General features: G+C 46.2%; 18 protein-coding genes and 1 pseudogene. 6 read left to right on the top strand and 13 right to left on the bottom strand.

Translation table 11 applies throughout. From position 1 onward, the window contains the following. Positions 1-10 precede the first annotated feature (10 nt). The 11 genes from SDEN_RS03055 to SDEN_RS03100 all read right to left on the bottom strand — a co-directional run bounded on the left by SDEN_RS03055 (position 11) and on the right by SDEN_RS03100 (position 13,687). On the bottom strand, positions 11-406 hold the full coding sequence (locus SDEN_RS03055; RefSeq protein WP_049762935.1) for a ParB N-terminal domain-containing protein: 396 nt from the start codon (positions 404-406) through the stop codon (positions 11-13). Next, the gene (locus SDEN_RS03060) at positions 393-1,610 is read right to left on the bottom strand and encodes a type III PLP-dependent enzyme (RefSeq protein ID WP_011495040.1); all 1,218 of its coding nucleotides are present in this window, start codon (positions 1,608-1,610) and stop codon (positions 393-395) included. The genes SDEN_RS03055 and SDEN_RS03060 overlap by 14 nt, the downstream gene beginning before the upstream one ends. Next, positions 1,603-2,382: an HpcH/HpaI aldolase family protein gene (locus tag SDEN_RS03065; RefSeq protein WP_011495041.1), complete on the bottom strand. Its 780-nt coding sequence runs from the start codon at positions 2,380-2,382 to the stop codon at positions 1,603-1,605. Before SDEN_RS03065 ends, SDEN_RS03060 begins: the two co-directional genes overlap by 8 nt. After that, entirely contained in the window at positions 2,379-5,825 is a 3,447-nt protein-coding gene (locus tag SDEN_RS03070) for an IucA/IucC family protein (protein WP_011495042.1), read from the bottom strand. Before SDEN_RS03070 ends, SDEN_RS03065 begins: the two co-directional genes overlap by 4 nt. Beyond that, positions 5,822-7,000: an MFS transporter gene (locus tag SDEN_RS03075; RefSeq protein WP_011495043.1), complete on the bottom strand. Its 1,179-nt coding sequence runs from the start codon at positions 6,998-7,000 to the stop codon at positions 5,822-5,824. Before SDEN_RS03075 ends, SDEN_RS03070 begins: the two co-directional genes overlap by 4 nt. Further along, complete coding sequence (locus SDEN_RS03080) at positions 6,993-8,687, bottom strand: IucA/IucC family C-terminal-domain containing protein (RefSeq protein WP_011495044.1); 1,695 nt, start codon at positions 8,685-8,687, stop codon at positions 6,993-6,995. Before SDEN_RS03080 ends, SDEN_RS03075 begins: the two co-directional genes overlap by 8 nt. Positions 8,688-8,702: 15 nt before the next feature. Next, complete coding sequence (gene sbnB / locus SDEN_RS03085) at positions 8,703-9,716, bottom strand: 2,3-diaminopropionate biosynthesis protein SbnB (protein ID WP_011495045.1); 1,014 nt, start codon at positions 9,714-9,716, stop codon at positions 8,703-8,705. A gap of 28 nt (positions 9,717-9,744) precedes the next feature. Further along, positions 9,745-10,755: a 2,3-diaminopropionate biosynthesis protein SbnA gene (sbnA, locus tag SDEN_RS03090; protein ID WP_011495046.1), complete on the bottom strand. Its 1,011-nt coding sequence runs from the start codon at positions 10,753-10,755 to the stop codon at positions 9,745-9,747. Between the two features lie 342 nt (positions 10,756-11,097). Further along, on the bottom strand, positions 11,098-11,637 hold the full coding sequence (locus SDEN_RS03095) for a DUF1697 domain-containing protein (protein ID WP_011495047.1): 540 nt from the start codon (positions 11,635-11,637) through the stop codon (positions 11,098-11,100). A gap of 124 nt (positions 11,638-11,761) precedes the next feature. After that, on the bottom strand, positions 11,762-11,905 hold the full coding sequence (locus SDEN_RS20465) for a hypothetical protein (RefSeq protein WP_157599820.1): 144 nt from the start codon (positions 11,903-11,905) through the stop codon (positions 11,762-11,764). Positions 11,906-12,670: 765 nt separating this feature from the next. Further along, positions 12,671-13,687, bottom strand: a complete 1,017-nt coding sequence (locus tag SDEN_RS03100) for an IS110-like element ISSde4 family transposase (protein WP_011495048.1) — start codon at positions 13,685-13,687, stop codon at positions 12,671-12,673. A gap of 161 nt (positions 13,688-13,848) precedes the next feature. Between SDEN_RS03100 and SDEN_RS03110 the strand changes: the two genes are divergently transcribed. Next, positions 13,849-15,008 (top strand): IS3-like element ISSde8 family transposase gene (locus SDEN_RS03110; protein WP_086022093.1). Its coding sequence is split into 2 segments (ribosomal slippage): positions 13,849-14,107 and positions 14,107-15,008, totalling 1,161 coding nucleotides; the frame shifts between segments, so codons are not numbered across the junction. Positions 15,009-16,237: 1,229 nt separating this feature from the next. Here SDEN_RS03110 and SDEN_RS03120 read toward each other — a convergent pair. Further along, positions 16,238-16,534, bottom strand: a pseudogene (locus SDEN_RS03120) (transposase); the annotation flags it as partial. Positions 16,535-17,215: 681 nt separating this feature from the next. Here SDEN_RS03120 and SDEN_RS03125 point away from each other — a divergent pair. The 3 genes from SDEN_RS03125 to SDEN_RS03135 all read left to right on the top strand — a co-directional run bounded on the left by SDEN_RS03125 (position 17,216) and on the right by SDEN_RS03135 (position 20,242). Continuing rightward, positions 17,216-17,722 carry a hypothetical protein gene (locus SDEN_RS03125; RefSeq protein WP_011495051.1) on the top strand — a complete coding sequence of 169 codons (507 nt, stop codon included), beginning with the start codon at positions 17,216-17,218 and terminating at the stop codon, positions 17,720-17,722. 3 nt (positions 17,723-17,725) lie between these two features. Further along, complete coding sequence (locus SDEN_RS19720; protein WP_011495052.1) at positions 17,726-18,607, top strand: Kiwa anti-phage protein KwaB-like domain-containing protein; 882 nt, start codon at positions 17,726-17,728, stop codon at positions 18,605-18,607. 510 nt (positions 18,608-19,117) lie between these two features. Continuing rightward, the gene (locus SDEN_RS03135; protein WP_011495053.1) at positions 19,118-20,242 is read left to right on the top strand and encodes an ISAs1-like element ISSde9 family transposase; all 1,125 of its coding nucleotides are present in this window, start codon (positions 19,118-19,120) and stop codon (positions 20,240-20,242) included. A gap of 1,322 nt (positions 20,243-21,564) precedes the next feature. Here the strand turns inward: SDEN_RS03135 and SDEN_RS20785 are convergent. Continuing rightward, the gene (locus tag SDEN_RS20785) at positions 21,565-23,691 is read right to left on the bottom strand and encodes a hypothetical protein (RefSeq protein ID WP_011495055.1); all 2,127 of its coding nucleotides are present in this window, start codon (positions 23,689-23,691) and stop codon (positions 21,565-21,567) included. A 365-nt stretch (positions 23,692-24,056) separates the two neighbouring features. Here SDEN_RS20785 and SDEN_RS03150 point away from each other — a divergent pair, with 365 nt between their 5' ends. Together SDEN_RS03150 and SDEN_RS03155 are read left to right on the top strand one after the other, a co-directional pair. Continuing rightward, positions 24,057-25,445, top strand: a complete 1,389-nt coding sequence (locus tag SDEN_RS03150) for a sensor histidine kinase (protein ID WP_011495056.1) — start codon at positions 24,057-24,059, stop codon at positions 25,443-25,445. Then, on the top strand, positions 25,442-25,993 hold the full coding sequence (locus SDEN_RS03155; RefSeq protein WP_011495057.1) for a response regulator transcription factor: 552 nt from the start codon (positions 25,442-25,444) through the stop codon (positions 25,991-25,993). Before SDEN_RS03150 ends, SDEN_RS03155 begins: the two co-directional genes overlap by 4 nt. Positions 25,994-26,026 lie beyond the last annotated feature (33 nt).

Raw genomic sequence — 26,026 nt, forward strand, 5'->3', positions numbered from 1 at the left:
GATGCAAGTGTCAGTCAAAAAGTAACTTCAGTGACACGTTACAGTCTGGGAGTGGTGTCTTAAATTGATGGCGTGTGCTTTTAGGCGGTAAACGTATTCCTTTGTTGGCATACTCTACAACCATGTGTGGGGTGAGTTGAATGTTAGGATGAGTACTCCAGAATTCGACCTCTTCGTATGACAATAGCAGGCAGGGGACTTTTGCTAGACCTAACTGCATCGCCACTGTGTACCTATGGTGTCCATCCATAATTGACATGCTTCGACTGTCGACAGTAATAGGGACTCGCCATAGTTGCTCAGTTTGGATTTTTTTGCTCAACCAAGCAACGCGATCGGGTAGGATTTCTTCATTCGGTTTTAGCGTTGAAGGTACTAAAAAACTCAGTGTCTTATTGAGCAACATGGTCGTCTCCATTCTTCATGAATTGATTTTCCTTAATGTACAATCGTTGCGGGTGAGGGTGGCTTAGAAAGTCATGGTGAGAAATATGCCATCCATAGGCGCCGGCCTTCTGAAAGACTATGACATCTGCGACTTTCAGCTGAGCAACATGTACGTTTTTTGCCAACACATCTTTGGGCGTGCAGAGCTCTCCGCATAGTGTGATTGCTGTATCGGTCACCGATGGCCGCGTGAAGGGATAATGCCAAGTTTCTCGAGGGTAGATCTTGAAGGGATGACTATGTTGCCATGATGAAGGCAAACGGAAGTGATGAGTACCACCACGCAGTACTGCAAAATACTCATTGTGACTCAATTTTATATCGGTCACTTCTGTTAAATACACACCACAATCGGCGCTGATATAGCGGCCACACTCAGTCGCTAGATGTAGTTGTGGATAGTCACGACACAGCAGCGTCAGCTGCTCGGCGTAGAGGGGGAAGTCAAACTCAGTTTCCCCTTGATAGGTGACCCCAATACCACCGCCTATGTTCACTGTGGTCCATGTCAATCCAAACTGGGCCGCCCAAGTACTGGCCGTTTGTAGGTAGTGCCTGACTAAGGTTACATGTTTAACCGCGTCGAGATTGTTCGATAAACAGTGAAAATGGAGTCCTTCAACTTGAATATTCGGATAGTCCCCAAGGCGTGGCAGTAGTGCCAATAATTCCCGTTCATCAATGCCAAATTGGGTCGCCTGACCTGCCATTTGCAGCGTCGCACTCGGTAAGTCAAAGTACGGATTCACGCGCAGCAAACAGCGGACGAGCTGATTTTGCTCTTTAGCCAGTTGATTTAAACGTGCTAATTGCAGTTCACTTTCGAGATGATATAACTGAACATTGAGTGTCAGTGCACGGGTTAATTCGGTAATGGTTTTACCTGGTCCACCAAAAGCGATCGGCACATTCTGGCTTATCGCCCGGACCTTTTCGATTTCCCCCATCGAAGCCACTTCGAAGCCGTAAACATGTGGCAACAATGCGCGGAGGATGGCGCTATCACTATTGGCCTTAATCGCGTAGTAACAATCTACTTGTTTAGGTAAACGACTTGTCATAGTGCGTATATGGGCACTGAGTTGATCTAAGTCGTAAATAAAAGCACAGACTTCGCTGTGTTGCTCGGCAATATAGTCGCCGATAAGTTTGCTATTAACCACCGAGTTGGTACTCCTGTAAATAGGCATTGAGATGTTGTTGATGGGCACGGCGCATAATGCTGCGATCGTCACCCAGCACAAAATGATGGATGCCACGCATACGCCACTGGCTGATATCTGGCAGTTGTCGCGGCAAAGCTATGTAGCCGCAACTTTGACGGGCACAAACGGTTTGCAGATCTTGTAGTGCTGATTTGACGTCGGGGTGTTGGGTTTGCCAAGGTAAACCTAAATCTTGAGAAAGATCGGCTGCCCCTTCCAGAATGGCGTCAATACCAGTGACAGCTGTGATAGCACTGGCATTGGCGAGGCCTTCACGGCTCTCTATCATAGCAATCAATACGATTTTCGTGTTTGCTGCTGTGTTACTCGCTGCCAAATCTTGGCTGGCGTAACCGTTAAAGCGGGTGCTGTTGAGGCCTCTTTTACCCAGTGGATAATAATAACTGGCAGCCACCAGAGCTTCTGCTTCTGCTGCCGTTTTAATATTAGCGGCGATAATGCCTGTGGCACCCGCATCGAGCAGCGGTGCAATCCAATCCCAGCGTGAATTCGGGATGCGCACTAACGCACTGATACCCGAAGCTTTTGCCGCCAGCAATAGACTGTCCAGTTGCGCTGGATTAAATAGCGTGTGTTCTACGTCGATAATCACATAGTCGTAACCCGCAAGCGCGAGTTGCTCGAATGCAACGCAGCTGGCTATTGAGCTAAACACTCCAAAGGTCGGCGATGCACTACTCAAACGTTGTTTTAAGGCTAACGGCGTCATCTAGTCACCTCGTTTCGGCTATTTTTAGTCATGTTGAACGCCATTTGTTGCTGTGCAATGTGCAGCGGATTATCTACCGCCATGACCCGTAGGCGCTGTTCTGGCAAAAAGCGGCGACTGGCGAGTTGCTCGACCGCAATTTGCGGGGCAAAAAAGTCAAACAAGGCAAAACGCGCCTTAAGCTCAGGGTGTTTAGTCTGATAATGCATGACTCGCTTGGCCACTGATTGCCAGAATGCTTCGCCACTTAGGCCAAAGTGTTGCTCAATAAACCAGCCAAGCTCACCCAAATTAACAAAGCACAAGGCATCTTGGGTAAAATCACGTAGCTCATCTGCCTCTGTGGTTACTAGAAATGAGTTAGGGTTAACCGCAGCATGTGCCGCTGGGGCATCGGTTAATTGCGGTAAGAGATCGGGATTGGCTAACCATGCGGGGTTATAGCGTACGCCGTCGTGGAAATCCTTGAGCGCCACTTGAACGGGTAAATCATTTTCCAAAACCAATATCATATTTTGCGCATGGGACTCCATGGCGAGACCGTGATGCCAGAGTAAGTGCATAACCGGAATGAAAGCCACGTCGATTAACTGCTGCAACCAGTGGCTTAAACCATGTTTTGCTATCCAAGGTGCGATCAGCGGTTGGCCATCGTTATCCAATTGCGTCAAGCTAGTGACGGGAACGGCTCGCTGCATAGTGCTGATTTTGCTCTCAATGCTTTCACGCCAGATACAAGCCAATGCGCCATATTCGGCGGGTAATGCGTTTTGGCCTGCAATGCTTAACCCTGCCACTTCACGTAATAACAAAGGCTTACGCACTTGTTGCCATGCAAAATTGTCTGCAACACACAGGCTCAACCAATCACTGATGGCACTGGCATTCGCCACGGTATGGGGGGCTAACACCCGCGAGGTTGACGTGTTGGTGATACTCAGGGCGAGTTTCACCGACAAGCTTTGGGGGTGATCGGCATGACTTAAGGTGCGAATAGATTGTTGCGGCAGATAATGTGGGCCATTGCATTTCAGCGTATATACGCCAGGCACACGCGCAAAATACAAGGCACCTATGTGCTGCCATTGCCAAGGATGGACCGGTACTAAGTACACAGTGTCGAGTGATAATCCCTGCGTGGCTAATTCTCTTGATAGCTCCCTTTGCTGCGCTGTTGTAAAACTCTGCAGCAATAAAGTCCCATCTGCATATTCAGCTAAAGCGTTGAAACGTGCCTGCGATTTACTGACTGCTAGCCATTGTAAGGTAAAGGGGCTGGCGAGTTCAGGACCAAACTGTGCATTGTCTGCCAAGGTGAAGCCGAGGCGAGACTTAAAGCTTGGGTGATATAAGTGACCATTGTTCACCTTGGCTTCTAGGGTGACATAGGGCAAGTCGCGAAGTAAACCGTGGGCGTCGGCAGCGAGGACTTGCGCGTGTTTGGCTGTTGTTTGGTACAGTTCATCACTAAAACGCAGCCATGCGTGCTGATCTGTAAGTTGTAACTGCCCCAAATCTTTCAATAGCGTTGCTAGGCTAGGTTGTTGGTAATGATGTTCTGCAAGGCGTATTAGGGAGTTGGGGTCAATGCGCAACCGGTTAAAATGGGCGGTATAGTCGGCCTTAAACTGGTATGCCAGAGTTGGCGTTATTCGGATGTGTGCGATTCCCCCATGCCAATCGAGTGACAATAACTGCTCATAACACAGGGCTTCTAATAGCTGACTTAGCACTCGACTTTCACTGCGTTGCCATGCACTCGGTGATATATATACGTCATTTAGTAAGGCTAGCGGATTAGGAATATTCACCCAAACAGGCGCTTCACCGCAGCCCTTTAAGGTACTCAATAAATTCCCTTTTGCAGGCAAGTGCGTTGCTTGCAGTAACTGCTTGCAATAAGGTTGCAACGCCATTGCTAAGTGTTTATCGCGTAATATCTCGGCACATACTTGCCAAAGCTGAGTTTCGCGAACGGGGAAATGGCGGGCAATCGCACTAAGCACATGGGCAACGTGATTGACCAAGACATAGTACTGAAAGCGGAACCAAGCCTGTGACTCGGTGTAACTCGCATGACTGTCCGGTGCTAATGCAAACTCAGCTCGCGGGGCTATGCTGGCACCTTCCATATCACGCACGACTAAGGTTGTGGGCCAGCCATTGGTAAACAGCATCAGACTGTTCTGTAGATGCGCTTCAAGACTGACCCCACTTTTTGCAAATAACTGTAATGCTGGCAGTAATGAAGCATAAACATAGGCGCGCCACCAAGAACAGACAAACTCTGCATTGGGTGTTGTGCCATGATCGGCAGCCGCTTCACAGATAAATTCGGCCAGCGGCAATTGCCCTGTTAGCGGGCACTCCTCCACTAAACTGGCAACCACTCGGGTATGACGAGTTTGCGCTGGCGTTAGACCTTGGCGATAAAGTACGGCGAAAGAGGCTTCCAACCCAGTAATCGCCAAACTATGGGCGCCAAGTTCTGGTAGTACAAGTAACCCAGGAATAGCATCACATAGCTGGTGTTGGCATAAGTAATCGCTCGCATCCATTGCTCGCGCTAAATGGCTGGGTGGATTGTTGCGAATAAAATTAGTGATCCGTACATCTAGGCTGAGTTTAATAAACAAACCTAAGTTGGGAGCAAACACGGTACGTACTGACGACGTGGGCCAAACGGTTTCTCCGAGCGGGCCAAGGGATAAGATACTTTCGTCCCGCAGGTATGGCTGTAATTCTGGTTTATCGAGTAAATAGTTAGCTTGCCAAGGATGGCAAGGCAATAAAGTATAGTGCTGGAAAGCTGAGGCTAATAAGGCGTTAGCTGCGGTCACTGCGCTACTGTCTTGGGGGATTTCGCTGCCTTGAAGTGGACGCTCAAGCATCAGGGTAGGGGCAACGGCAAAGTAGTGGAGTTTAAATGCAGCGCCTAATTCCGGGCTGTAGCGCCGCAGATCCGCATCATTAAAACCTTGCATCGCTTTTGATGTGACATGAAATGGATGCCCCAGTAATAGGCCTTGCTCAGCGGCAATAAAGTCGCCAGCAATGGTACCCATATGCACCAGTGAACGACGCGCCTCGGTAAAGTAAGTGCTCTGTGCCAAGCTATTACGAATACTACCCAATAGTTGTTGAGTTGCCGCTGGATGACTAATGGTGGTGAGTGCATCACAGAGCAAGGAGACGAGCTGATCAACATCGGTAATCGAGTTGATGCTGGATCCCTGTTGTAGCTGTATTGGATAGTGATAACTGTGATAACCACTACTGGAGAAATGATTAATGCTGAAGCATAACTGCGTTATGCCGTCAGTCAGGGGAACTCTATAAGCATGATGCTTGTCACCATACTGCGCCAGATCAATTTCTAATTCACGAAAATACGTATTAAGATATTGTTCAGAAAGCTTTTTCTGTAAACTTGTCCAGATCATATTGATGTCACTTTAAATGAAGTTGAAGTAAATAGGGTTGGAAGGATCACGAAACAGCTACCAGCAAAAAACCACAACACCACAGGCCAAAGCACTGAGTTTGCACCAAACTGGTCATACACTAGCGCGACTGAGAGCGGCCCAAGCAGTTGCCCCACAACTTGGCTACTGCGTGCTAAACCTAGCGCCGCACCACGTTGATTAATCGGGCAAATTTTGCTGATCTGTAAAAATAGGGTTTGTGGTAAAGCTGCAAAACAAGCACCTTGGCAAAAACGGGCTAGCATAAATAGCCATAATTGATTTACCCAAGGTATACACAGGAGTGCTAGGCCACAGCCTGCACTGGCTAACATGAAGTTAAACCTTGGATTGCCAGATTGATTACGCTTACCCCAAAAACCGGCAAACAAAAACGTCGCCAACCAAGCTGTGGCGTGAAGTGCACCAATTTGACTGGCAATGTGCTCAGTGCCTGGCCACTGAGCTTGGTAATACAAGGCAAACGCCACCACCAAGGCAAAAGCGGCCGCCTGCACAGCACAACCTGCCGCAAGCCAACCTACCAAGGGCCAAGACCATAAGCGGGCGTTGATCACAGAGGGCTCTGCAGGGGGCTGAGGCTGCACAAGGTCACGGACTATCACAGTGGATATTCCCAGCAAAACCGCACTGCTTATCGCGGAAAATAGTAATAAGGCGTGCATGCTGAGACTGTCTAGCGCATAACCACCCACTAATGGTCCAAATAGACAAGCCAGTGCGATGGCACGCTGTTGTTTAGCCAGTTGCAGCGCTTCGCTCTGATAGCTGGCATGACAGAAGTAGACCGTAAGCACCACAGAAATCCCGGCAAACCCCAGCAATAAACGAGCAACTAAAAAGCTGATAAGACTGGAAGCCAATGCCATGGCGAACAGCGATATCACAAAGAGGCACTGGGTCAGCATCAGCATGGTTTTTTTCTCGAAGCGGTCACAGCCTTTGCCGATCATCGGCGCACTCAAGAGCGCACCGATAGCGGGGGCAGCTATCGCGGCGGCTGACCAAAAGCCTGACAATGGCACATTATTATTTAATTGCTGTAAATAAAGTGGCATCACAGGGATCAGCAGCATCAATGCAAAAGTGACGAGAAACTGTATGCAGAGCAAAGTGTAAAATGTGTTACGCATACAGTTCCTTACTGTGCGCTATCAAGGGATTATCGATACGGTAAAGCGCACTTGGCATACCGGTTGCGCTTTCATTGGCATGGAGTAAGGGGGCAATAATGGCTTTGAATGGCCACTCCTGTGCATGCAATAGGTTGCTTTCTAGTACGGTTCGTTCTTCAGTTGGCAAGGTTTTGGCAACGTTGGCAACGCACTCTCTGAGCTGCTGCCAGAATTGTGTTTCATGGTATTCACCGATACTTTCCAGTGCTTTGGCGATCGGATAGAGGTTAACTTGCACCCCTAGTGTCGTGAAATAAGCCAGTAGGGCTGCTAAATCGGGTAGGACTAAGGTGTTGGGTGTGTGCCAGTTTATTTTATAGTCCGGCACCTCCATGCCTTGATGCTGTAACTGTGTGGGGCAAATTCTTAAGGTGTCGTGATCGCGTAAAATAAAACGCCAACTGCCACTATCGTCTAGCCAAACCTGTAGATTTTGGCCATGACATTCCGGTAATACACCGTACTGCCATAGTGTGAGATGCAGCTGCACAAAACCAGTTAACAGTTGCATCCACAGTGCGGGTAGTGAAAAACCTTGGGCTTTAAGCCATAGCCAGCTCTGCGGATGATTGAGTGCCGCCATGGTAAAGCGTGGTAATTTGGCCAGCCCTGTGGCGGGGAAACTGCGCATTTGTACCGCAAACTCTCCCTGACAAGCGATCAGATTGTGCTCGCTCCCTGTGCTCCACCAAGCGCGCTCATCACACAATTGCAGTAAATCAGCCACTACCGCACTTCGTAATACTAGTGCCTGCAGTAGTTGATATGCGGCATCGCCATTATGTAAGTAACGCGGTGGCATAGTGCGCTTAGCACCTAAGGTGGTTTGACTGGTAGCAAACTTGACGTGTTGCCTGGCCGTAAACTGAAAGCTTCGCAATGAGCTAGTCGTGCTCTGTACAAGTGTTTGAGTATTAAGACAAACGGCAGCTGGCAGTAAGCTGATGATGGGGCGTTCACTTTTCAAGGCGGGTAACGCGAGATAAAGAGTCGCATCTTCTGCGAATAAAGCGCGCATTTTCACTGCGATATCATGTTGCTGTTCACGATTCAGTAGTGCCATTGCCGGCCCTGTGATTTGCTGGGTAAAAATGTGCTCTTTGGGCAACGCCCACCAATCAATCTCTGTACTGCTTTGGCCAAGCAAGGCCTGCAATGAACCTTTAGCGTGGGCAAAAGGATGATTTGGGCGATCAATCTGCATCGCCCTATATTCCATTACAGTTTCAAACGTAGTTTCAGACAAGCTTGCTTGCTCAAGCGAAACCGAACTTAGCGCCGGCAAGTTTGCCAATGCTGTTCGACCTTGCAGTGCTTGGTGCCACAAATTGATGGCTTTCGCCTGAGTGCTTTCGGGCCACCAATGGGCACTCGTCAACACGTTAAGCATGTCGTACAAGGTCACCCGACTGGCATGCTCGCCGCCTTCCACGATGAGGATGACAGACTCATCCTTAATCACCATAGGTAGCAGGCAGGTTGCCCTTGTCGGTTGTCGGACTGATAGCTTTAAAGTGCGCGATGGGTCTAAGGTAATCAACAGTTTTTCACCATCGAGGTGACAAAAATGGCGAAAATTGGCGAAATTTTCTAAATACAATGCAGCAATCAACGAATTGAGTTGAGCAGTTTGCCAATGTTGCATGTCGCGCTCCTTAGGTTAAAACAGTGGTAAGCGAGTACCAATGTCTTTGGCTAGCGCGGCTTGATAGAACCAGCGAGCACAGACAATATCATCAATCGCCATTCCCATAGGGTTCAGCAGAATGATCTCATCGTCATTATCACGTCCGCCAACTTCACCTGTGAGAATGTCGCCAAGTTCGGCGTGGAGTTGCTCACGGCTAAATAAGCCTTCTTCAACCAATTGATTGATGACTTTCTTTTCGCGATTAGATTGGTCCCAATCATCGACAATGACTTTGTCGGCTTTTAAGAACACATCCTTCTCGATATCCATAATGGAAATGTTAGAAACGAAACAACCTGGTTGTAGCCAGGAGAACGGGATATATGGTGCATCCGATACCGTGCAGGTGACCAGCACTTCGGCACATTTGACCGCGGCTTCAGCACTGGCTTGAATGGTAAAGTGAACATTAGGGAAGCGCGTAGCAAATTGGCTGATCAACATATCAGCGGCGGCTGGGTTGAGATCGTACAAGTTCACTATCATTATCTGCGGATATTGTTCTAGCAGCGTTTGCACTTGCATTTGCGCAATGGGGCCGCAGCCGATGATGCTGACTTCTTTAAAGTTTTCTTTAGCTAAATATTTAGTCGCAATACCCGTGATCGCCGCGGTGCGCATGGCGCTGATTAAACTCGCTTCAAGAATCGCCACTGGGTAGTTAGTTTCAGCATCATTTAAGATGATCACTGCACTGGCGCGCGGTAATTGGTGTTTAGTTGGATTATGTTGACGTGAGCCAATCCATTTAATGCCCGCGATGGGATTATCGCCCCCAAGATAGCAAGGCATGGCAATAATGCGGTCAGCTATGTGTGGCGCATCTGGCCAGCGTAAGTAAGGTTTGAGCGGTTGTACAAATTGTCGCTTCGCGTGTAAACGCAATCCCTCTTCAATGGCGCTCATAAATGCATGGCTATGATCGCCGCCAAGCAGTCGAATATCGGATTGACTTAGGTAACGCAGTTCAGTGGTGATGTTCATGGTATTTCCTGAATATACAGCTAAAAAATTAGGCAGTTTTTTCGATTAAGAAGGGTGTTTGGGCTCGCAGGCTTTGCTCATGGTTAGCTTTCACCATGTTGAGCCAATCTTGGTCGTACACTAAGTCGAGGTAGCGATCGCCGCGATCGGCAAATAAGGTCAGTATTGTGCTGTTAGCTGGAATTTGTGGCAGTAATTTTTCAATGGCGGCGACTGCTGAACCACTCGAACCTCCGGCAAAAATGCTTTCAGTCTTGACTAAGCGGTGGCAAGCCATGGCTGATTCGTAATCATCTACGTAAATTACGTCATCGACTTCACTGGCATTGAGCAGTTCAGGCACTCGACTAGCACCAATACCGGGTAATTCACGTGGTGCTGAGTGACCACCGAAAAGCACTGAACCGACAATATCTACGGCGATAACACGCATTTGTGGATACGCTTCTTTTAAGCGGCGAGAAATGCCCATCAAAGTGCCCGAGGTGCTGGCACCTATCACCAGATAGTCAATGGGCGCAGCAACTTGCTGTAAGATTTCCTCGGCTTCACCGTAATAGTGGCTGCGCCAGTTGTCTGGATTGGCATATTGATTGATCCAAACGGCATTGGGTGTAGATAGTAGTAGTTGATTAACAGTGTTTATCCGCGTTAACAGATAGCCGTTATTGCAATCTTTTTCAGTGACTTGAACTACTTTAGCGCCAAAAATTTCGAGCAATTTTAAATTGGTTGGTGAGATCTTAGGATCCACAACGGCAGTAAAGAGTAAACCTAACTGTAAGCAACTCATCGCCAGTGCAATCGCCAGATTACCTGATGAACTCTCGATAATATGGCTGTTGTCGTTGATGGTGCCATTGGCGATCCCTTGCTCCAGCATATAACGAGCGGGGCGATCCTTAACACTGCCACCAGGATTGAGCATTTCGAGCTTGGTGAGTACAGTTTGCGGGTAATCAGCAAATAAGCGCTCAAGTCGCACTATGGGGGTATTGCCAATGCAGGATAAAATACTGGAATGAATAGTTTCAAACATGTTAATTGTCCCTTCCTTGTTGGATTTAGCATAGCCTACAAGGACTGGTAATGATTTTCATTATCATTTACAATGGGTTTACATTGACTTCTTTAATGGAGGTTTAAATTAAAACTTTAAATATAGGCATGGCTATATGCCGGACAAGGATACTGAATTAAGTGGCTAGAACTCCTATAGGTCTGAATTTTATGGATTAGCCTTTCTCGGCCCGAGGGTTAAAATAGCTTTTACTCGATATCAATGCCGATTTGATTGCGCTGCAGGATAGGCTCTCCCCGCATGGAGCAGCGTTTCCTTTGGCTGCTTATGCGTGAGTAAACACAGAGCGAGCAAGTTAAACTATGTGTTAACCATATCCAGTAGCTTATTGACTGTGTTGAGGTTTCTGGCAGTGGCAGGGACCTTTAAGCACTTTTCTATATTGGCAGCCAGCTTAGAGCGACCTATGCCATCGGGGGCGTGTAAGTATAAGACTCTGCCTTCGATGCGATATTCCTCTGTGCTGGTGGCAAGTTCTTTAAGGCGCGCTTCATCAGGGCTTGGCAATTGCTGGCAGAAGTAACAATGCACTGTGTTGCCTGGCTTATCTTGATAAGGATTGTTGGCCGCCGCAGTGCTAAATTCACTCAAACTTAGTTGCATGATATCGGGCGTAAAACCAAAGTGTGTGTGAATAAGCTTGGCAATATCCTGTTCAAGTTGAGCGCCATCGGATTCATGGGATGAATGCGGGCTTTGCAGCAAAATATTGCCCGTCTGAATGTAAGTCTTTATTTGGCAAAAGCCCGCGTCCAAGAGCACTTGGGTCAGGGCCTTCATGGGCACCAGATTATTGCCGCCGACATTGATGCCTCTTAGTAAGATGATATAGGTTTGCATGGCCTTTATGTTCCTTGGTACTTAATACATTAGGCAATAGACTAGCGCATCTATCGCCTAATGAGTATCGGCTAAGGTTAAAAGCTTAGCGCTGATGGAGCAGTTCTGATGCTCATGCTGCGCATTAGAACTGAGCGCTAAATTCCACATAGGCACTGCGGGGGGCACCGGCAAAAAAACCGCCGTTATTTTCAATGCTGGCACGGGTTAGAGTAACGCATTTTTGCCCCAAAGCTTGTTTGCAAGATGTCCAAACAATAACATCCATATTAAAAAGCCAGTTCGGCGTCCTTGCCTCTCGCTCATAAGCACAATCACCAAAGGTGATTATTCACCTTTTGGATTAACGTCGTGGGGAGTTGGTGCAACCTGTGAATGTACTGTTAAGGTTAACATAGGCATTGGACTAGATTTTAAGAGCTAACAGATTGCACGAATGCTAAAAAGGTGAACCATGAGTGTTTGTGAGACGACCGTCCATCCCATGGACGGGATGTTCGAGCATCCAAGGACGGACTTGCTGCGTGTCGTTGAGTAAATGCCATGGCGAGCCTGTATACAGAAATTTCAGTGACAGGTTTCAAGCCTTCAGCAAGTGGCTTTTTCAGACAAGTTCAGTGTAAATTTCTAGCTCACTTCTGTCCAAACTTCGTTTGGATCAAAGTCGCAGGGTTCCACTCCCCCTGCCATATATAAAGAGTGGCCAAGAGGGGAAAACAACAGCATTCCAACAACATCCATGTTTAAGAACCAGCTCGGCATATATGGACCCATCCGGTTTGCAAGGCATTCGATATTAATTTTGAGAAGAGTTCATTGCACCCATATATTCGGCCTATTTATGAGATTACCTCTGGCCCTGATGGATATGTGCTTCTACTTTCCTTATCATCCTTACGGCTTCTTTAGAGCCTATGCCGAAAAAAGGTTTTAAGTAGATCAGTCTGACTGTCTCATCATCAAATCAAGTGTCTAAGCAACTTGGTGGTTGGTAAAAAATTATCGTTAAAACATCAACATCGGCTTTGGATCTTTATACTGCCATCCGATATTCATCCTCTCTTGCTGCAATGACCCATGCTATTCGCGCTAGCTTGTTAGCCACTGCAACGCAAGCTCTGTTAAATCCTCGCCTTTCTGCAAGTGCTATTGCCCAGCGACTAAATCTATCTCCTTTACCATCACTATGGTAAAGGACAGCTCTTGCTCCATGGATAAATAAAGTTCGAAGATAAGCATTGCCGCGTTTACTGATCCCCAGCAAATTATCTTTACCGCCACTGCTGTGCTGTTTTGGCACTAGGCCGCACCATGCAGAAAAATGCCTGCCATTAGTAAAGTCTTTGCCTTCTCCTACTGCGGCATAAAATGCAGTTGCTGTTACAGGACCGATACCTGGTACACTTTCTAAACGCTGACATACATGATTGTTCTTCGTCTCTTGCTGCACCTGATTGTCACAGCGTTTAAGCCGCTCCTCGATACCGTTAAACTCTTCGTACAGTTGATAGAAAATGCTTCTACCTTTGGCGGTTAACTCATTGTCGGCGTTTTCTAGAATATCTGGCAGTTTTGACCTAAAAGACGCTTTTCCTTTTGTGATGACAATCCCGTACTCAGCGAGCATTCCTCTGACCTGATTAACCAGTGCAGTAGACTGCTTGCTAAGCCTTTCTCTCATTCGGTGTAACATCTGAATATCTTGTTGCTCTGCGGGCTTAGGTTGTACAAAGCGCATGTTAGGTCTTTGGGCTGCTTCCGCTATAGCAAGTGCATCGTTATAGTCATTTTTATTTCCCTGCCTGTAGGGAACAACATACTGAGGTGCTATTAATTTGACTTGATGGCCTACTTTCTCAAATTCCCTTGCCCAGTAATTTGCTCCACCACAGGCTTCCATGACGACCAGGCAGGGCTCTATCTGAGCAAGAAAGTGGAGCAAGTCTTTACGCTTTATCATCTTCTTTTTGACTAGTTTTCCCGCTTTGTTTACACCAACAAAATGAAAAACAGACTTTGCGATATCTAAACCAACTGTAGTAATCTTCATGGTGGACCCGTCCTCTTTGTTGATGAGTTTTAGCAACTACATCGTGGCCCATTGCGAGGCCGATTAAAAGTGGATGGGTCCATTCCATTATCCTTGTAATGGTCTAATGAAACTGGAGTGATTTTCAGCTTAAAATACACAAAATCTTATCGGTATTAAACATGACCAGAAAAAGCGCAGTCCATATCAGCCCTCTTCAAAAATTAGAATATGCCAAGCTGATGGTCGAACAGGGTTACACCAACAAGCAAATTGAAGATATGTCAGGTGCCGGTAAATCTGCGGTGTCTAGATGGAAAGTGCAGTATCAAGCTGAATTAGCCGGTGAAACCCCAGAAAATGCCAAAGCATTAACTGAAGACCAACGAAGAATACAGCTTCTAGAAGCCCAACTAAAACAAGCCATGAGGGATAATGATATCTTAAAAAAGGCTGCAGCTTTCTTCATTCGAGACAATCAAAACTTAAAATGATGCGCGAAGTAAAGAAAGCAAACCCCGAGTTTAAAGTGAATGAGTTATGTCGCGCCTTCGAAATAAGTTGCAGTAGTTTCTATTACAAACCAATACCGTTAAGTATTAAGAAACAGTCAGTTATGCAGTTGGTTGAGGAAGTTTTCACTGATTCTTACTCTACTTATGGCAAACGAAGAATACAGGCTGAACTACTTGATTTAGATTGTAGAGTAGGTGTTTACGCTATTTCTACGGTCATGAAAAACTTGGGGCTAAGGGCGATTAGGCCAAAGAAAAAGCATTACTATCCTAACCAAGGTGAGGAGCAAGTTTACGCCCCTAATTTGCTTAGACGACAGTTTAATCCTACGACTTATAATACTCACTGGGTTGGTGATATTACCTATATAAAATCACATCAAGGCTGGAGTTATTTAGCCTGTGTGCTTGATTTAGGAACCAAAGAGATCGTTGGATATGCTTTATCAAGTCAACCCAATGCAGCATTAGCGACAGCGGCCTTAAATAACGCGATACAACGTAAGAGGCCCAATACACAGGCATTGATGTTTCACTCCGACCAGGGCTGTCAGTACTCAGCCAAAGTGTTTAGAGAGCGGCTAAAACACTTAGGTATCGAGCAAAGCATGAGTCGTAGAGGCAATTGCTGGGATAATGCGGTGATGGAACGATTTTTTAGGAGTTTAAAGACTGAAAGATTAAACCATTTAGCATTTATAAATCACAGCGCAGTAGTGAGCGTGGTTGAGCAATATATTCAGTTCTACAATTACAAACGCAGACATTCGGCAATAGATTATAAGACGCCACATCAAAAATATAATGAGTTAAAAAAAGCGGCTTAAAATCTCTCCAGAAAAACTTGACCATTACAGTCAGGAACATCATTGACCCTATCTCTCGTTCATAAGCTAAAAATCGTAGATTTTTATTCGCCCCTGTGCCCTTTGATCCTTAACCATTTCTGATAGGCAGGATGCCTGAATGACATGTAATCCAAGGATGGATGAGAGTGGCCCTGATGGTTTCACGGGATTTTAATCGTCGTATTTCGACTCGGGCATCCTGCTTCGTTCTACCTCCTGCATCCATGCAGTCGTCGGCAACTTCGAGGGTGATGGGTGCAACCTGTGAGAGTATTATTAGGCTTAACATAGGCATGGGACTAGATTTTAAGAGCTAACAGATTGCACGAATGCTAAAAAGGTGAACCATGAGTGTTTGCGAGAAGACCGTCCATCCCATGGACGGGATGTTCGAGCCCTCATGGACGAGTTTACGGCGTGTCGACGAGTGAATACCATGGCAAGCCAGTATGCAGGAATGTCATCAACTGGCTTTTTGAGGCAAGTTCAGTGTAAGTTTTCTAGCTCACTTCTGTCCAAACTTCGTTTGGATCAAAGTCGCAGGGTTCCACTCTGCACTGGCCAAGAGGGGAAAACAACAGCATTCTCCCCTCTTGGAACACCCCTGTGCCGCCCGCGAAGTTGTTGATCCTCATATTCACCTAAAAATACCTAACGGCTCGACAGCACATCCCTGTGCCCAACGCGCCTTAACCATCATCCCTGATGGTTGCACGGTATTTTTAGGTGAATAAATCGGCAACTTCGAGGGGAGTTGATGTACCCTGTGAATGTACTGTTAGTATAAAAATAAGGTGCAAAATAAGGTGCCATATATGGACGCTCCCGGTGAGTCAAGGCAATAATCTGCTCACCGAAGGCTTTTTGGCCTTATTTTTCTGTTCAACTGCTTTACTCCTGCCATTGTTATTGATGCGACTCATTTCCGCTAAAAGCGGTTGTACTGCCATATATACGGGCTATGCACGCATTCGTCTGAATGTGCTGCCCCTAATGAAATCCGTACCACTGCGCCTTAAAATGTGAAACACCCATACGGATTGGGTTACCCCATCCTTGGCCTGTTCGGGCTTACACTGGTTGGACTGAGCCATTTCTTCATCGTTAACAACAACCTTGAGTATTAGGTGCTATCTTGCCGCTCTTATCATCCAGACGGGCTATAAGCCCTTGGCACGACCGAGCTGAGCAAGATAGCGATAACAGGGTTAATTGGCTTCATGGCTTATGCCTTGATAAGCGCCGTATTGCGGCGCATAGGGCACTTGCTTGTGCAATAAAATCCACATCAGCCTAGCGAGTCGATGAGCGGTGGCAACCACAGTTGTGCAGATGCTTTTACGGTTTCTTAATTGGGTTATCCACTGATTTAAATCATCATTTTTCTTACTTGCATGGCTGACTACGGTTCTGGCACCGTGAATAAGTTGTTTGCGTAAGTAGCCGTCGCCGCGTTTGGTGATACAGCGATTAACGCTCTTGTTGCCTGAGGCGAATTGTTTTGGGGCATTACTAATAGAATATCTAATCCGAAACTCACGAATTAGAGCTGAAAATCTAACAAACTTATGAACCTTGAGCATATCTATGTGTCAGCCCAGGGAAATATTAATCCAAAGAATACTGAATATCACTTATGCTCTAGCGCACATTTGTGCAAAAATGAGCCAGTGAATCACTCTGGTTCACGCATACAATCCTGCCATTTTACACTGACTTCGGGCTAACGCGCTTTGGTCAAAACTCGTGTCAGGCCGATCAATTCTGGCACGTTTATGCCCCATTCCTTGTTAGCAAAGTGGCATCTAGCTAACTCCAACATCAAAACATTGACCCAATTTTAGTAATGCTACAGAGCCGGCCTTATCAGTTTTATCCAACCGCAATCATGTGAGCCAATGAGAAAATGTCATACGAGTATCAGCCTGAATGTGGGCTCCAAATGCTGTTAACCAAGGTCAATAATCAGTCTAAAGTGAGCGTAAAACCATGAGAAAGCTAAAACGATATCAAGTGATTAACCATCAAATGGTATAAAAAACCGCTACCGCAAAAAAGCAAATTCCTATAGCATCATTCATACCCATTTACACGGATGTGGCAGCGGCCAAGTCCAACAAGCGATTTATGCCCTGCAAACAGCGCAGCGCATAAATACTAAGACGTTAGCCGAATAAGGAATAAATTTGAGAAACTGGTTAAAAACAATACTCTTCGTATCGGCTTTTTCACCAACGCTGCTTGTACTAGCTGGCGTAAGGTACTATTCAGGTATTGTTGATGCACTTCTGTATCAGCTAATAGTAATTTCTCTTATCGGGATAACTCTTCCGTTTTTGATCTTATCTTGGGTTAAGGGTCAGACAGAATCCCTTAACTTCACGGCCAAAAAAGTTGAATCTGCCGATTATTATCTGTTGGTCTTCCTGGGAAGTTATGCATCGCCAATAATAATGAAAATAGCAGAGATTGACTTCGGCTTGATGTTATTAACAGTGGGTGTGATTTTTTTAGTGGCTTGGGTTGTTTCTAATATTCCATCCCACCCAGTTTTGTACCTCGCAAAATTTAGATTCTATAAAATCGAATCAGAAAGCGGCATGGTTTACACGTTGATAACCAGAAGAGAAATTAGAAGCCCTAAAAACATAACCGTAGTAAAACAAATATCAAACAGCATGCTAATGGAGTAGAACATGACGCTTAGCCTTTTTGCATTAACCAGTGATCCAGCCAAAAGAATTGTTAAATTTAACCTTTCCAATGATGTGCAGGCCGACCTTACGACATACCTAAAAGACCAAGAATCCTCGTTTGACCTTCAGCAAGATGAAATTGTCTTTGATGGAAAATATAAGCCCGATGCAGGTGAAGTTCTTTGTATCGAGAATTATGACGACATTGATAATCTTGAAAGCGCCATAAGAAACCCTACTAGCTTGGATTTAGTTGATCCGAGTGAAGATTTTTTTCATTATATAAAGGCGTTATTTTCTGGGTATATACTGGAAACTGGTGGAGTTAAAGTACTACTTCAAAACTTCGACAGAAGAAAAATTATATCTACGAATGGGTTATCAATTTTTCACTCAGCTAATGTATATAAAAAAATAGAGGGTATTGGTCTTACCATCGACCACAAGCTAACCGCTACGCTAGAAGAAGGTAAATTAAAATTTTTTAGCTTCCATAATACCAGACAGATTTTTGATTTAAGTGAATATTACAAAGAAGCAACCGACGATGATGTGATTGAGTTTTCAAATATGGATTTGATAAAATCCGCAGATAATAGTCAACTCCTAGAAATGTCAGATTCATGGGTTAGGCGAAAGATATCACTCATTCAGCAAAGTGGTATTCTTCAAAATGTACCAATTAATGAAATGAAAGCTGTTGCTACAGAATTTAGCATTCCTTTTATTACCATTACCGAAAACGGCGATGAATTGATCAAAATCCCAGACAATAAGTCTGACCTCAAGAAGTTATTGCGTTTCCTAGATGAAGACTATTACAAATCTCCACTATCTAAAACAAACTTTATTACTAACTCTAAAAGAGTCCTTGGAAACTAAATTCGGCTAACAAGTCAAAGCACGCGGACTTGGTAAAGCTGTCATCAATTTTGTTCCAAAATTGCCGCAAACTTGACCAAGCCGGTGTTTGAGGCGTTACCCATAGAAAATTTAACCTGAAACTCATGAATTAGAATTAATGGTCTAACTCGGAAATGTCCAAAAATGAGCCAGTGAATCACTCTGGCCCAGACTGAATAACGGGCACAATTATCTGCCACTGTATACTTGTTCTGTAGGTTTTCATCACCCGCTCCGAATTTTTCATTGAGCAGGTATTTTCAAGCAACCTAAATATCAATGCTAGGTGTGGTTCGCTAGGCGGATTGTCTACTGAATACTATCTCCGTCAAATTTTCTTTGCAGCGTTATTCTCTGCATTTATTTTATACGTTGTAGCTCAGGGGGAAGGGCCAAGGCCAGATCGTGAACGTTATTTGAGCGATTTAAGAAGAATATTGACCTGATCACGTGCTTGTGATCTTATACTCCTTTTTCAGGAGTCAGCTCATGTATATCGAATCATTCAAGCAGCATTTTAGTGCCATTGACGACCATCGCCAAAGTGCAAAAGTTACCTATCCCCTGTTCGATGTACTGTTCGGTTCGCTGTGCGCTGTTATTGCGAGTTCCAATGGCTGGTTCGAGATCCGAGAATACATTCTTGGTCACCATTCTTGGTTCAAAAAACAAAAAATGTTCATCGATGGGATCCCTGCTGACGATACCATTGCCAGGATAGTTTCTATGATTGATCCTGATAGCTTTAATGCCTGTTTTCTTGCATGGATGAAGTCAGTTCACCAGCTGACTAATGGAGAAGTCATTGCGATTGATGGAAAGACGCTACGTGGTTCATATAATCGTGATGATCGAAGCAGCACTATCCACATGATAAGTGCCTATGCTTCAGCGAATAAGCTGGTACTGGGTCAATTAAAAGCAGAGCAAAAAAGTAATGAAATCACAGCCATTCCAACCCTATTAAAAATGCTAGACCTGCGCGGAGCGCTAGTGACAATCGATGCTATGGGCTGTCAAACGGCTATTGCTACAACGATTATCGACAAAGGTGGTGACTACCTACTGGCGGTAAAAAACAATCAAGGCAACTTAGCTAAAGCGGTAAATAAAGCCTTTAGTCCGCATCGTTCAGCTGGCTTAAGTGATGACCATGTCAATATAGAAAAAAGCCATGGTCGTATTGAAAACCGAACCTGCTATGTGCTGAGTTCTGCTGCACTTGACGGTGATTTTACACATTGGGAAGCACTCAAATCCATCGTTATGGTTGAAAGCTTTAGGGCTGTTAAAGGTAAGACGGCGAGCCTTGAATATCGTTACTATATCAGTTCGAAAGTGTTATCAGCAGAGCAAGCCTTAAGTGCGACTCGCGAACATTGGGGGATCGAGTCAATGCACTGGGTCTTGGATGTCAGCATGAACGAAGATGAATGCCAGATCTACAAAAATAACGGCGCTGAAAATCTCGCTTACTTAAGGCACATGTCGCTAAACATGCTGCAAAAAGAACCGACAAAGCTCAGTATTGTTGGTAAACGAAAGCGTTGTTTAATGAATCCAGCATTTCTGGAGAAGGTGTTAATCGCTGGATTATGCGCACCGACTAAATAATGAACACTCATGCGGTTGCCCAGGGGGAAGGGCCTATCCAGTATGGGTTTATTGGTTTGCTAATAGCTAATACTTTACTCTATCCATACTCAAGATTCGTGTATGAAAATGTGGTTGGCTTCATACTCGGAAGGCAGGTGTTTTTTGTAAACGCCATTTTTATGCTAGTTGTTAAATTGTTTACAATGGCACTTTGCTGGTGCTTGGCAATATTTATTGCTCCTATAGGCTTGTTGTACCTATATTTCCGCAACAGTAAATGACCCTGATAGAGTGTAAACTCGTGGTGTAGTTGACATTAAATTTGGCCACTTGATAAGGAATGGTATGATCCCATTTATTATCAATATCAGCCCTAAATTGTGCCAGTGAATCACTCTGGCTCAGACTGATTCACGCCATCCGCTAAAACCCGCCCTATCGCCCCGTTTGCAGCTGTTCTGGGGCGATTTTTTCCCTTAAGATGAATCAGATCTCTAGAGAATTGATTCATGTCCCTGTTATGCCGATTCCGACTGGTGATATCGAGTGTTGGTTAGTTTGCAACCAAACGAAGCATTACTATTAGAATAGCTAATCCGAATCTGGCTAATAAGAGTGAATTATCTAACAATGTTTTGTCCAAAAGTGTGTCAGTAAGATGTCCAAACTTCGTTTGGATTTACGTCGTGGGTCTTCAACCCACACCCGACCAAGGGGGAAAGATCAACAGCAATCCCTCCCCCTTGGAGCTCCCTCCGTGCCGCCCCGACGAAGTTGTTATTCCTTATATTCGCGTAAAAATGCCTAACGGCTCGACAGCACTTCCCTGTGCTAACGCGCCTTAACCATCATCCTTGATGGTTACACGGTATTTTTACGTGAATATTTCGGCAACTTCGAGGGGGAGTTTGGTGCAACCTGTGAGTAGGGTGTTAATTCAAGGCTTGGTATTTTTCAGCCCTTGAGAGCTGAAGGGCAACACTGAGGTTGAAAAGGCGAACCATGGCAATTTGCGAGACGACCGTCTATCCCATGGACGGGATGTTCGAGCATCCAAGGACGGACTTGCTGCGTGTCGTTGAGTAAATGCCATGGCGAGCCTGTATGGCAGAGTTTATGTAAAATAGTTTATGTCCAAAAGTGCGTTAGAAAGTGATCAAACTTTTTATAAGAAAATGACATTCGTGCTCAGATAAACCATCAAACTAAATTATGGTCATACAAGGGGTTACAGGTGTCGCTGTTTCTTGGCGTGCAGTTATTGGGGGGCCGTTAATAAGTGACTGTTCGGCAATTTAAGGCTCAAATACAGTGTGTATTAGCGCTCATCTAACGCTTATTTAGCGCTCATTTCTTGGTGGTTCGAAGATGGTCTGACTGAGATCGCTGTGAAGCACGCTTATCTGTTTGGGGGCGCCGTTTTCGGCCAAGGTTAATATGCCTAAACCGCTGCGATTAACGAGGCGCTGGCTGCTATGGCCGTTGGGGCGGCGGCCACGAATGAGCATGCGTTTACGCTTAGTGAACCAGTTGAGTGGTGAAAAATGACCATAAAGCCAGCCATTGAGTTTATCAAACCAGGGTAACAACTTTTCGGGAAACTGATTCTTAATGCCGCTGCAGGTGATTTGGTAAATATGCGGGCTGCCGTGGCGAAAGCGAATGCGAATATCGTAGCTAAATGAGTAGTGCACATCCCCAGATAAGATCACAAATTGCTGCGGTGTCTTGCGGTGCATAAAGATGCTCAGCAGTGCATTGGCGGCCCCAGGGTGCGCCATCCAATTTTCCGCATCCACTAACAGCGAGCCGCCGATTAAGGTGGCTGTGCGCTGAATCGCTTCAATAAACTTAACCCCAAAGATGGGGGCGGGGGAGACGATAATCACCTTGTCTTGGTCGATAAGCTCTTGCTGTAAATCCATCAAGGCTTCCCAGTCCATCAAGCCTGAAGGTTTGGCTAAGTTGGATTCGCTGCGCCAACGGCGGGTGCGGGTATCGAGCACCACGACTTTAGGGGAGGTGGCTAGGCTGTAATGCCAATGCTCAAATTTGAGCAAGGCTTGAATAAGCACATCTTGTGGCCCAACTGTCTCATCTGCTTTCTCAGCAGCAGTCTCACCTGCTGTCTTAACTGCAGTCTTACCAGGGGTATTCTCACTCGCAACCTCAGCAGCATTCTGATCTGTGCACGCTGCATCGATTGAATGGCTGTTAGTGTTGATTGTCAGCGTGTTAGCTTGGCTAAACAGCTTATGTATCAAGGGCAGCAGTTCAAGCTTGAACTTGTCTGGGTTATTGCCAAGGCCTTGAAACAGGGTGTAGCCAATTAGGGCATTGCCTATGATGCGCTTGGAGAAGGCATGGCCATAGGCGGCCTCTTCCCAACGGGCGGTGAGGTTCCAGTCATCGGTCACATCATGATCGTCAAACATCATATACGTCGGCAGATGGGCCAGTAAACGCCTCACTTGACCGAGTCCCTCTACAAATACCATCAAGTACTGATATTGCTTATTCCAGCGCTGGCTAGCTAACTTGTTAAGCTCAGTGGCATGCTGCGGAATATCGACACATTGCCACAAGCTGGGCGACCAGGTCAGCAGGTAGAGGGCGATGACTTCAGCAAGACTGAGTAAGTGGTTTTCCGCCATGGAGGAGGTAAAAATTGGGTGGTTGCGATACCAACGCCACAAGGCGGTTTTAGCGGGATATTGAGTGTGCGGCAATAACTTATTATGGCGCTGATACATGGAGCCTGGGTTGTAATCTAACGCCTCACTGTCGGCTATTTTCGCTCCTTCGAAGCACTCTTGTTTTAGTCCCAGTAGGGTGATGACTTGGCCTATGGCAAAGAGCATGGGGCCTGAGACATCATCCACATAGACTTGATCGCCACTTAACATGAGTAGGCTTGGTCTGGCTTCAAGGCTTAAGTCTTGACTCAGGCGGGTGTCGGCAGCTTTTAGCGCATCATCGCTGTGATGGTGGGGGTTACGGCAAGAGCCATGAAGCATGTCAACTATGTCTGGCTTGATATAAAATACCGGCCCGTTTGCCGAGTTAGCTAACGCTTTAGTTGATTGCGCTTTGTTGACTGTGTCTGTGCCGTCTACTTCTGTGCCATCTGCGTTGGCAGGCTCAGTGGTGGGGGGGATTTGGGCAGCATAGGTTAACTCGCTAATAGAGGCGAACACGTCTGAATGACCATTAGCGCTTAAATGATAGCTAATCCCTTGATTGCTCGGGAGCAAGTCTGTTTGCGTTAGGTGCAGCAAGTAGTAAAACGCTTTATCGCCTAAGGCAAATTCTTGTAAATGCTCAGAGGTTAATGAATGCTGCTTGGCTGCCAGGGTGAGCTTAAGCTCAGTCAAAGGCTCACGGCTTACCCAGCACAAGGTGAAATTATCATTATCACAGTGGCGCAGAAAAGGGCCGGCTAAGATCAAAGGTAAGTCAGCTGTCATAGGATCGCTTATAAGCACTCAGGTTTTGGGTGTAATGTAAGTTTCTAGCGTTTAAGGTTAATTACCTATGGCCTTGGCTTAAGTTACAATAAATGATAAGGGTAAACATCTCATCTAGGTTTGCCAAGCCATAATTATTTCAAGCTGTGAACCATCAGTTGTCGTGGGTTAGGCCGACACTTAGGCTTAACGTGAAAACGCGGGGGGGAGCCACGTCAGCTTATATGCTGATGTGGCGGTTAATGTGTGATTTTGATAGCGGAACAGCAAACCTAGGCTTGCTGTTTTTTTGGGGACTGCTAGGGTGAGGCGTGAAAATGTATCCATAGCTATTTTAGTAATAGATCTTCAAGCATATATGAACAATGAAGGAAGCCAGTATTTTGTCTAAGCGTGAAGCTTCAGCGGTGAAAATGTTAAGCCGAGGGCTAGGCTCAGCGGATCAACTCGCCTTGCTCAGAGCCTTAGGTTGGTTGCTGCAACTATTACTGACCTTAGTGGGCGAGCAAGCCTTTGGCTTAAGCCTGCAATTAACCCCGTTAACTTGGGTGCTTGGCTTAGCGTTTGGCTATTTGCTGGTAACGCTTTGGTATCGCAAAGGGTTATTTTTACACGAGACAGGGCTGTTTTCAGTATTACTGATAGACACCTTATTGTGGACGGCTTGGCTGTATTTTTCGGGCGGCGCCACTAACGCTTTTATTTCATTGCTGCTATTACCTATCGCCCTGGCGGCTGTGACCTTGCCCTTGTGGGCGGCGTGGAGCCTGACGGCATTATCGACCTTAGCCTATAGTTTGATGATTTTTTTTGTGCCAAGTTTTGATACTGGAGGCGCGCCGAGCACAAGTGAACATGCCGCCATGGGGCATGAGATGATGGCACACATGGCCCATGGCACCATGGACATGGGCTCTCATTATGTAGGCATGTGGCTTAATTTTGTGGTGTCGGCACTGGCATTAACCACCAGCGTCGCCTTGATAGCAAGGCGGATGCGCAAACAAGATGCCGAGCTTGCCTATCACAGGGAAGCGCAGTTGACTCAAGAGCAGCTGCTCGCTTTAGGCACTGCCTCGGCGCAGATGGCCCACCAATTAGCAACGCCGCTTTCAAGCTTACGGCTATTGCTGGATGAAGCTAAAGAAAGCCCCCAAGCGCTGGCTTATCAAACTCAGACGGCTGAAGAAATGGATCTTGCCCTTGGGCGCTGTGAGCACACGCTTAAAGAATTACGCTTAGCCACAGAAAACATACGCTCTCAGCATATGGCCAAGCAGAACTTGGCTGACTTAATTAACGCCTTGCAGCACAGTTGTTTGCTGTTTATGCCGCAGGCGAAAATCAGCTGGCCTGATACTTTGTCCTCAGGGTTAGCTGCAATCGAGCTCAATACCGATCCCAGTGTGGTGCCGGCTTTGATGGCCCTCATAGACAATGGCCTCAGGGCGAGCATGGACAATATTCAACAGCCAAAAGTGAGCATCACTGTGGCGTTACAGGCTGCGGGGCAAGGCATAGGTTTGCGTATTCGCGACTTTGGCCAAGGCATAGCGCCGGCACTCTTGGCGCAACTGGGCAACCGCTTAGTGCAAAGCCCTAAGGGTTTGGGGGCCGCGTTATTACTTAGTCATGCAAGCATAGAGCGTTTGGGCGGGCAATTGATTTTGGCTCAGCATCCACAGGGCGGCACGGTCGCCGAAGTGCGTTTGCCCACAGTAAATAGCGAAACAGGAACAAAAAGGACAGCATGAAAAGGTTACTCATTATTGAAGACGATCAAGGGCTTGCTGCCATCCTGAGCCGCCGTATGGCGCGCCATGGGTTTGAATGTCAGCTGAGTCATGATGCCAGTGACGCCCTATTAACCGCGCGCCATTTTCAGCCGAGCCATATCTTATTGGACATGAAGCTTGCAAAAGATAACGGTTTAAATCTCATTGTGCCACTGCGCAATCTGCTGCCCAAGACCATGATGGTGCTACTGACAGGCTATGCCAGTATAGCGACAGCCGTAGAGGCCATGCGTCTTGGGGCAAATAATTACCTTGCCAAACCTGTGGACACCCATACTTTACTTGCGGCACTGGACGTCAACAAGGATGCTATGCAAGGAGAGACTAAGTCAGATGAGCAGGATGACTTACCGCTAAATCCTAAGCGTTTGGAGTGGGAGCATATTCAGCAAGTGCTGAGCGCTAATCAAGGCAATGTCTCAGAAACCGCCAGACAGCTTGGGATGCACAGACGCACCTTGCAGCGCAAGTTACTGAAAAAACCTGTGTCTAGTCTATCCAATTGATTTATAAGCTTGATATAAGTATGCTTTGGTTAA

Origin of the sequence: Shewanella denitrificans OS217 (genome assembly GCF_000013765.1) — a bacterium.
Taxonomy (GTDB): Bacteria; Pseudomonadota; Gammaproteobacteria; order Enterobacterales; family Shewanellaceae; genus Shewanella; species Shewanella denitrificans.